The sequence below is a fragment of the Xanthomonas sp. SHU 199 genome, from assembly GCF_000364665.1.
Classification (GTDB): Bacteria; Pseudomonadota; Gammaproteobacteria; order Xanthomonadales; family Xanthomonadaceae; genus Xanthomonas_A; species Xanthomonas_A sontii.
On the sequence record NZ_AQOI01000415.1, the window covers coordinates 1 to 7,794 of the forward strand.

Consider the following 7,794-nt stretch of genomic DNA (forward strand, 5'->3'; position numbering starts at 1 on the left):
GTCGCGGCGCTTCCCGAATCCGCTGGTGCGGCTGCTATTGCAGCCAGCGGCTGCGGCGGGTGGCGCGTAGCGCCTCGCCGAAACGTCTCGCCAACTGCGACGAACCCTAGGTGTGTCAGCGATGAGCGACCGCTGCGCGTTCGTCGCGCAGGCAAGCGACGACATGTGGCATGCCATCCCGTGACGCGAACACGGCGATATGCGCTTGTCTCGATCGTGCGATGTCCTTCAACCGCAGCGGTTCGAAGGGTCGGTTGACGACGCGATGGGCGCTGCTGCCCCTGCGAACAAGCGTCATCGCCCCCTCACGCAGTTTGGCGATCGTGGAGCGCACGACTCCCGTGCATGCAGCGCTCACACGGCTTGAGGTCTAACGAGGCATTCACCCATAGACTTAGATGCACGTCGCACGCGCTTCACGCGTGACCTATGCCACCATCGTTTTCGCATCTCTTCGGAAAGCGTTTCCATTTTTGCGGATATCCATTCGCTCCGAAATCCATCGCGCTGGTGTTATTCGATAACATCCGGCGCCGCCATCCAGCAGGTGCGCGTGTACCGAGAAATTGCACAGGCCCAACGTGATGCATGCCTGGATGCGGAGCAGAGAAAAGCGCTGCTCATGATCGCGTCCGGCGCGCCGATGGAGGAATGCCTGGATGCACTGACCGACGCCGTGGCGCGGCTTGCTCCGGGCGCGCGCGCGTGCGTACTCCTGGCGAGCGAGGACCGCCGCACGATGGGCGGCGGCTACTCGTCGCACTTCCCGCCGACATTCGCCGCGGCCATCCGCGGCTTGCCGATCGGGGAAGCGCTCATCGGTACCTGCGGGACCGCCATCCATGAGGGGCATCCGGTCGAGTGCGAGGACGTGGAGCACGCGCCGCAATGGGCCGCGCCCTGGCGCTCGCTTTGCCTGGAAAACGGCATCCTGGCGTGCTATTCGCACCCGGCCATCGGGCAGGGCGGCAAGGCGGTCGGATCGTTCTTTCTGTGTCTTGCGGAAGCGCGGCAGGCTACTGCGTGGGAGCGCAAGGTCGCCGAGTTCGGCGCGCTGGTGACCAGCATCGTGGTGGAGCGGGAACGGGCCGCCGCGCATCTGCGCAAGGAAATGGCGGCGCTCGCCCGCCTGCAGGAACTGAGTGCCGAGCTGGTGGGGCCGGGAGAGTTCGAGCCGCTGCTGCAGAAGATCCTCGCGGCGGCCGCCGACATCTCGGGAACCGACAAGGGCAACATCCAGATCTTCGATCCGGTCAGGAAAACCCTGCGGATCGTCGTGCATCAGGGACTGGGCCCGCGGTTGGTCGAGCATTTCCGCGAGGATGGGTGGGATGCCAGTTGCGGGGAAGCGGCGAAGCAGGTGCAGCGTCTGGTCGTCGCCGACGTGGAGAAGCTGGAAGGCCTGCAGGGGACATTGGGGCTGGAGATCGTGCTGGAGGATCAGATCCGCTCCATCCAGTGCATGCCCTTGCTCAGCCGCGATGGCCGGCTGTTGGGCATGCTCAACAATCATTACCGCTGGCCGGGCGGCCCCGACCCGGACGCGCTGCGCTACATCGACCTGCTCGCACGCCAGGCCGCCGAACTGGTGGAGCGGCATCAGATCGAAGCGGAGCTGGCGCAGGAGCGGCGGCGCAAGGACGAGTTCCTGGCCATGCTCGCGCACGAGCTGCGCAACCCGTTGGCGCCGTTGCGCAACATGCTGGAAGTGCTCAAGCGCTCGCATGGCAACGAGGCGTTGTCGCGGAAGGCGCACGAGGTCATGGAACGGCAGGTACGGCAGCTGGTGCGCTTGGTGGACGACCTGCTCGACGTCAATCGCATCAAGCAGGGAAAACTGGAATTGCGGCGCGAGTCGCTGCTGCTGGCCGAGGTGATCCAGCAGGCCGTCGAGGTCTGCCGTCCTGCATTGGACCAGCAGCGGCATCGCTTGCGCGTGGTGTTGCCGGAGACGCCGCTGCCCTTGCAAGGAGACCCGGTCCGTCTCACCCAGGTGTTCGGGAATCTGCTCACCAACGCGTGCAAGTACACGCCACCCGGGGGAGACATCGAGGTGCGGGTCGAGGCGGGCGCGGGCAGCGTCGAGGTCGTGGTCGCGGACAACGGATCCGGCATTCCGCCGGACAAGGTCGATGCCATCTTCGAACTGTTCACCCAGGTGGACCGGACCCTGGAGCGTGCGCAAGGTGGACTCGGCATCGGCCTGATGCTGGTTCGGCGGCTGGTCGAGATGCACGGCGGCACCGTCGAGGCGCGCAGCGAGGGGGCCGGCAAGGGCAGCGCGTTCGTCGTGCGGCTTCCCTGCGACGCCGCGCCGGTTGCCGTGTCGGCCACGGGGGATGTCCGGCCGGCACAAACGATGCGCCGGATCCTGGTGGTCGACGACAATGCGGATATCGCGCTGGCGCTGGCCGCCCTGCTGGAACTGGACGGACACGCTGTGCGCACCGCTGGCGGCGGAGAGGAAGCGCTGGCGATCGGTGCGCGCATGCGCCCCGAGGTCATCCTGATGGACATCGGCATGCCCGGCATGGACGGGCACGAGGCGTGCCGCCGCATTCGCGATTGCCACTGGGGCAAGGACATCACCATCGTCGCGCTGACCGGCTGGGGGCAGGACAGCGATCGCCGCGATTCGGCGCATGCAGGGTTCGACGCGCACCTGGTCAAACCGGTGGGGTTTGCCGAGTTGCACGGACTGTTTGCCGGGCTCGACTGACCTGGTCAGGTCAGGCGCATGCGCACGTCGCGTCTGGTGCGTTGTGGCCATTGGCGGATGCGCAGCCAGGCCAACGGCCACGCCTGGCATGACTGCGCCCGCGCGATTCGCCCGGCGTAGCCCGATACCGCAGTGGAATCCGAGCGCGCGTCATCCTGTGCGTGCTGATGCTGGCGGCGCGAAGGTTTCCGGCCATACCAGCGAGCGGTGAACCTGCGCGCCGGCCATGGCGCCGCTGCCCACGGCCAATGACAGCGAATGCGGCGCTTTCGCTAGGTCGCCGCAGGCGAAGACGCCGGCGACCGAGGTCCTATGCTCGGCATCGATGCGGACCTGGGTGCCCATTGGCGTCTCCTCCAGCACGCAGCCCATGGCCTCGGCTAGGGGACCGGACGGGGTGGTGCGTGTCGCCGTGAACAGGCCGGCGAAGACCAGCCGCCGACCGTCGGCCAGAACCACGTCGGCATGCCCCTCGATCCTGTCGATGGGCACCTCCTCGATCGCCACGCCGCGGCCGCTCAGAAGAGCCCTGGCCGCGTCGTCCAGTTGCAGTGCGCCGTTGACGAGCAAGGTCACATTGCCCCACTCGGTGAGCAGTTCGGCCTGGTGCACGGACAGCGGGCCGGCACCGACGATGCCGATGCGTCCCTGGTCCAGCTCGTAGCCGTGGCAGTACGGGCAGTGGAAGACGGCCGTGCCCCAGCGTTCGGCGAGGCCGTCGACGGCCGGAAGCTGGTCGGCCACGCCGGTGGCGAGCAGGATCCGGCGACCCTGGTGGGTGCCGCCATCGGAGGTGGTCACCCTGAAGGCGTCCAAGGATCCAGTGGCGGTCAGGGCGTGTGCGTCCAGCCACGTCAGCGTCGGATAGGCGCTGAGCTGCTGGCGCGCGGTCGCCGCGATGGTGCCGGGCGGCACACCGTCCTGGCCGAGGAAGCCATGTGCATGGTGGGCCGTGCGATTGCGGCGCTGGCCCGCATCGATCACCAGCACGGAACGCCGCGCTCGCAGCAGTTGCAGGGCGGCGGCCATGCCCGCATAGCTGCCGCCGATGACGATGATGTCGTGATGCATGCCTAACTCCTCGTGCGTCGTGCCGCCGCATGCCGGCGCGCGAAGTCGGCGGCCAGGTCGGCAAGGGTGATGTCCGAAAGCCGCTTCAACAGCAACGCCTCGGCCTCTGCGAACGTGCCTTCGAGTGCGGCATTCACCGCTTGCTCCACCAGGCATTGCGGGGATTCGTGGCGATTGCCGATGGCGAACAGGGCCGGTTCGCCCAGCGCTTCGTGCAATTGGCGCAGGGTGACCGCACCCAGATCGGCGTGGATGCGCCATCCGCCCGCGTGCCCGCGGTCCGAGGTAACGATGCCTGCTTCGCGCAAATACCCCATGGTCCGCCGGACCACGACGGGATTGGTACCCAGGCATTGGGCCAGGGCGTCGGAGGTCATGGGACCATCGTGCTCGGCCATGTGCAGCAGGGCATGCAGGACAGAGGACAGGCGGCTGTCGCGTTTCATGTAACTAATGATGTTTCGAAAGTTGCGACAGGTCAAGCGTGGTTGCGTCCCGGCGCTGTCGATCGCGTTCAACGGGGTGTGCCGCGAACATGTGCGCGTCTGGCGCCCGCAACGCACGGCGAGTGCGATCGAAACAGCCGCGAGCTCCGGCACGACGCTTGTTCATCGTGGACAGGCAACGACCTGATCTCTCGCCATGGCGGCGATGCTGTTTGTCGACCGCTTCCCGGCCCGGACCACGTACCTTGATCCCGCCTGAGATGCAGGCGGAATTCCCCGGGTGGGAAAGGATCGATGCAATGGAAACGAAGGCGAAGGGCTTGGCAATCGTGGTCGCAGCGGGGTTGGCGCTGTCATTTCAGGCGCAGGCGCAGTCCTGCTGCCCCTCCGGCGGGCATGGGGTGGTGGGCAAGGGACTGGGCGAAAGCGTGCCCAAGGCGCTGAATCTCGCCACGGATTCGGCCTGGCGCGTCTATGAGTTCTCGCGCGATGGCGTGAACTACCTGCAGATCAACGACGCCAGCGGCGTGGTCCGTGCCGCGGTCGGCCGCATCGGCAAGACCTTGTGGGTGCTGCCGATGGGCAGCGACGTGGGGCGGGTCTCGCTGACGGCATCGCCTGCGATGCCGGCGCGCGTGATCTACCGGACGGCCGATGTGGTGGTGCGCCTGCGCTCGGATGCACGCGGTGACGCGTGGGAGGTCACGGCGGTGGAGTGAGGCTGCTGGAGGCCGGGCTTTCGGACACCAGAAAGCTGAAGCTCAACGCATGGCGGCGCCGGCAGGTGCCGCCATGCGCCTGCAGGCGGACCGCCAGTTCCCGCTCGGGCGCTTCCGGACGGCGCCGCAACGCGCTCAGCATCGCCGCATCGGCGGTGATGCGGATGGCGATGCCCTGTCGCCCCCGGGCACGCCATACCCGCGCCTGCAGCAGGTGGGTGTGGGCGACGGGCAGCGTCTCGAGGGCGTCGAGGATGCAGCGATAGGCCACCAGTTGCAGACCCAGCGACAGGCGTCGCGGGTCGCCATGCAGGCGGCAGCGGAACTCCGTGGCGCACAGGTTGGCGAAGGTCGGCGAGTGCAGCGTGTGGTACAGGCCGTGCGTCTCGATGCCGAGCGGGTAGAGCGCGGTGACGTATTCGTCCAGCAACTGCGCCTGGATCACGCCGGTGCGGGTCATCTGCATGGCCGCGGCGTAATGTCCGCGTGCGCGCAGATCCTCCACCACATCGCGGCGCAGCTTGTTGATCTGGGTGCTGAGGTCGGTGTAGTCGACCACCCGTCGGCGCAGCGTGCGTTCGGCGGAGAGGTAGCCGGCCTGTGCGAAGGCCAGCGCCTGTTCGCGCAGGCGTCCGTCGTCGCGCATGTGCCGATAGGCGGCGGAGATCCGTGATCCGAACGCGAACATCACCGTGGCGGTGGCGGCGAGCAGGATCTGCACCACGAACGCATCGGCATCGTGCATGCCCGGTGCGACGACCTTGGGCATGGACAGGGCCACCGCAACGTTCGCCATGACCACGCCGAGCGCCGCGCCCCGCCAGCCATGGCGCAGCGTCAGTACGATCGCCGGGACCACCAGCAGGACCATCAGCAACTGTCGCAGCAGCGCGTCGCCGGCCACGGCGATCGACGCCGACAGCACGACGACCACGGCGATCGACGCCAGCCCCTCGCGCAACAGCGAGGCCCGCAGTCGCGTGGGTTCGTCCCGGCGCAGCCACAGCAATGCCGGCAGCACGAACATCAAGGTGCCCAGGTAGTCGCCAAGCCAGTAGCGCAGCAGCACATCGAGCGGCGCCGGCCCGGCGGGGCCGCCCAGCGCGGTGTTGATCGCGATGTTGCAGAGCGTGCTCCACAGCGCGGTCGCCAGCGTCAGCGGCAGCAGCCAGTGATCGTTGCGTGCCAGGTCAGGCACCCGCTGACGCGCCAGCACCGGCAGCAGCGACACGGCGGGCATCAGCAGGAACGGACTCAGGTATGCCCAGGTGGCACTCGCGCCCCAGGTCTCGCTCATGGGAATGCGCAATGTCAGCAGCGCGGCGGCATCGCCGGCCAGCAACCACGGCCAGCGCCGTGCGGGTAGGAACAGCAGGCTCGCGACGCGCACGCCGGCCGGCAGATACCACTGGTCCACGGAACACCGCCAGGCCAGCAGGAAGGCGGCGCAGTAAGTGGCGCTCAGTAGAACGCCTTTGGCGATATCTCTTGCCGCGGCCATTCCCGCCATCCGTGGTATGTCGCGGCTACTGTATAAGCCGGATCGGCGGCGAGGGTAGACAGTTGGCGGTGTCGACGACAGTGTGAGATGCGTCGCAGGTGCGCGGCGCATGCAGGCGAATGCCGGGTGTTCTTTCGCCCGGATTCGCGAGCCGGCAAGGGGGCGCTTGCAGTCGTGCCGCTGTTTCGTCTGCGTGATGCTGCGCGTCGCTCGTGCCGGCGGCAGCATGTCTTCCACCGCTTCGATGTCGAGCCACGCGAGCATGGCTAGGTGCGATGATGCATGGCCACGTGCTCCTCGAAAGTGACTGCGACAGCAGGGCAAGGATGTGCGCCAGCAAACCTGAAACGTCCTGCCACAACGGATGCGGCATGATCACTGCAGGTGCGTCGCGGAGGCATTCCGAGGGCGTCCGATACTCCTGCGTGACCGAATCGGATTGATGCCGGCGACGTGCGGCCGAGCCTGTGCAGCAGCGTTCGATCATCGCGTCGTCGGGCGGACTACCGACGGGGCCGATGACAGGCGTAGCATCGCGCCATGGCGTCCATGCATCGACCTCCCGTTTCCGCATTGCGCGGTCTGGTGACAGCGGTGTGGGCGCACGAGCCCGCACCGGTGTCTGCGGCCGTGCGGCTGCCTGCGCGCGAGCACGTGCTGCCGACCGGTGCCACGCATCTCGCCGTGCGGATCGGTGGAGCACCGTTGCGTGTGTTCGACCACGCGGCCGACCTGCGCGGCCATTGCCTCGGCCACGCGGTGGTGGGTGGGGTACGCACGGCGTATCACGTGCGCGATGTCACGCAGCCTGCGGTCTCGGTCGGTGCGATGTTGCGTCCAGGCGCCACCAGCGTGTTGCTCGGCGTGCCCGAATCCGCCTTGGCCGGGCATCACACGCCGCTGGAACTGCTGCTGCCTGCCGGCGAGGTCGATGCGCTGCTGGAGCGGTTGCACGCATGCGCCGAGGCGTCGGCGCGCCTGGCTGCATTCGAACGGTGGCTGGTCGACCGCGCCGGCGGCCGCCCGCCCGTGCGGCATCCGGCGCTGTGCGTGCTGCGTTCCGGTGGCTGGCATCCGGACGTGCGCGTGGAGACCCTGGTGCGCGCCAGCGGACTCAGCCATCGGCATTGCATCGCCCTATTCCGGCAGGCGACCGGTCTGGCACCGAACGCCTGGCTGCGGCTGCAACGCTTCTCGCACGCGCTGGACCTGGCGTGCGACCGCTCGCTGGGCTGGGCCGACATTGCCGCCGCCAGCGGCTTCGCCGACCAAGCGCACCTGGCCAACACCTTCCGCAGCGTGGCCGGTGTCACCCCGTCCGCCTGGCGGCGGGGGGGC

General features: G+C 68.0%; 6 protein-coding genes. 3 read left to right on the plus strand and 3 right to left on the minus strand.

Going from position 1 to position 7,794, the window contains the following annotated elements; genetic code table 11:
• The first annotated feature begins 553 nt into the window (after nt 1-553).
• Nucleotides 554-2,719 carry a hybrid sensor histidine kinase/response regulator gene (locus D183_RS0113590; protein WP_026144463.1) on the plus strand — a complete coding sequence of 722 codons (2,166 nt, stop codon included), beginning with the start codon at nt 554-556 and terminating at the stop codon, nt 2,717-2,719.
• Between the two features lie 150 nt (nt 2,720-2,869).
• Here the strand turns inward: D183_RS0113590 and D183_RS0113595 are convergent, their stop codons facing one another.
• Nucleotides 2,870-3,790 carry an NAD(P)/FAD-dependent oxidoreductase gene (locus D183_RS0113595; RefSeq protein WP_017909483.1) on the minus strand — a complete coding sequence of 307 codons (921 nt, stop codon included), beginning with the start codon at nt 3,788-3,790 and terminating at the stop codon, nt 2,870-2,872.
• A 2-nt stretch (nt 3,791-3,792) separates the two neighbouring features.
• Complete coding sequence (locus tag D183_RS0113600) at nt 3,793-4,236, minus strand: Rrf2 family transcriptional regulator (protein ID WP_017909484.1); 444 nt, start codon at nt 4,234-4,236, stop codon at nt 3,793-3,795.
• Between the two features lie 299 nt (nt 4,237-4,535).
• Here D183_RS0113600 and D183_RS0113605 point away from each other — a divergent pair, with 299 nt between their 5' ends.
• A complete protein-coding gene (locus D183_RS0113605; RefSeq protein WP_017909485.1) occupies nt 4,536-4,955 on the plus strand; it encodes a hypothetical protein in 420 nt (139 codons plus the stop codon).
• On the opposite strand, the gene D183_RS0113610 is transcribed toward D183_RS0113605, so the two are convergent.
• Nucleotides 4,939-6,456: an MASE1 domain-containing protein gene (locus D183_RS0113610; RefSeq protein WP_198527667.1), complete on the minus strand. Its 1,518-nt coding sequence runs from the start codon at nt 6,454-6,456 to the stop codon at nt 4,939-4,941. The genes D183_RS0113605 and D183_RS0113610 overlap by 17 nt on opposite strands.
• A 549-nt stretch (nt 6,457-7,005) precedes the next feature.
• Here D183_RS0113610 and D183_RS0113615 point away from each other — a divergent pair.
• Nucleotides 7,006-7,794: helix-turn-helix domain-containing protein (locus D183_RS0113615; RefSeq protein ID WP_343122560.1), on the plus strand; the 789-nt coding region annotated here is incomplete at its 3' end.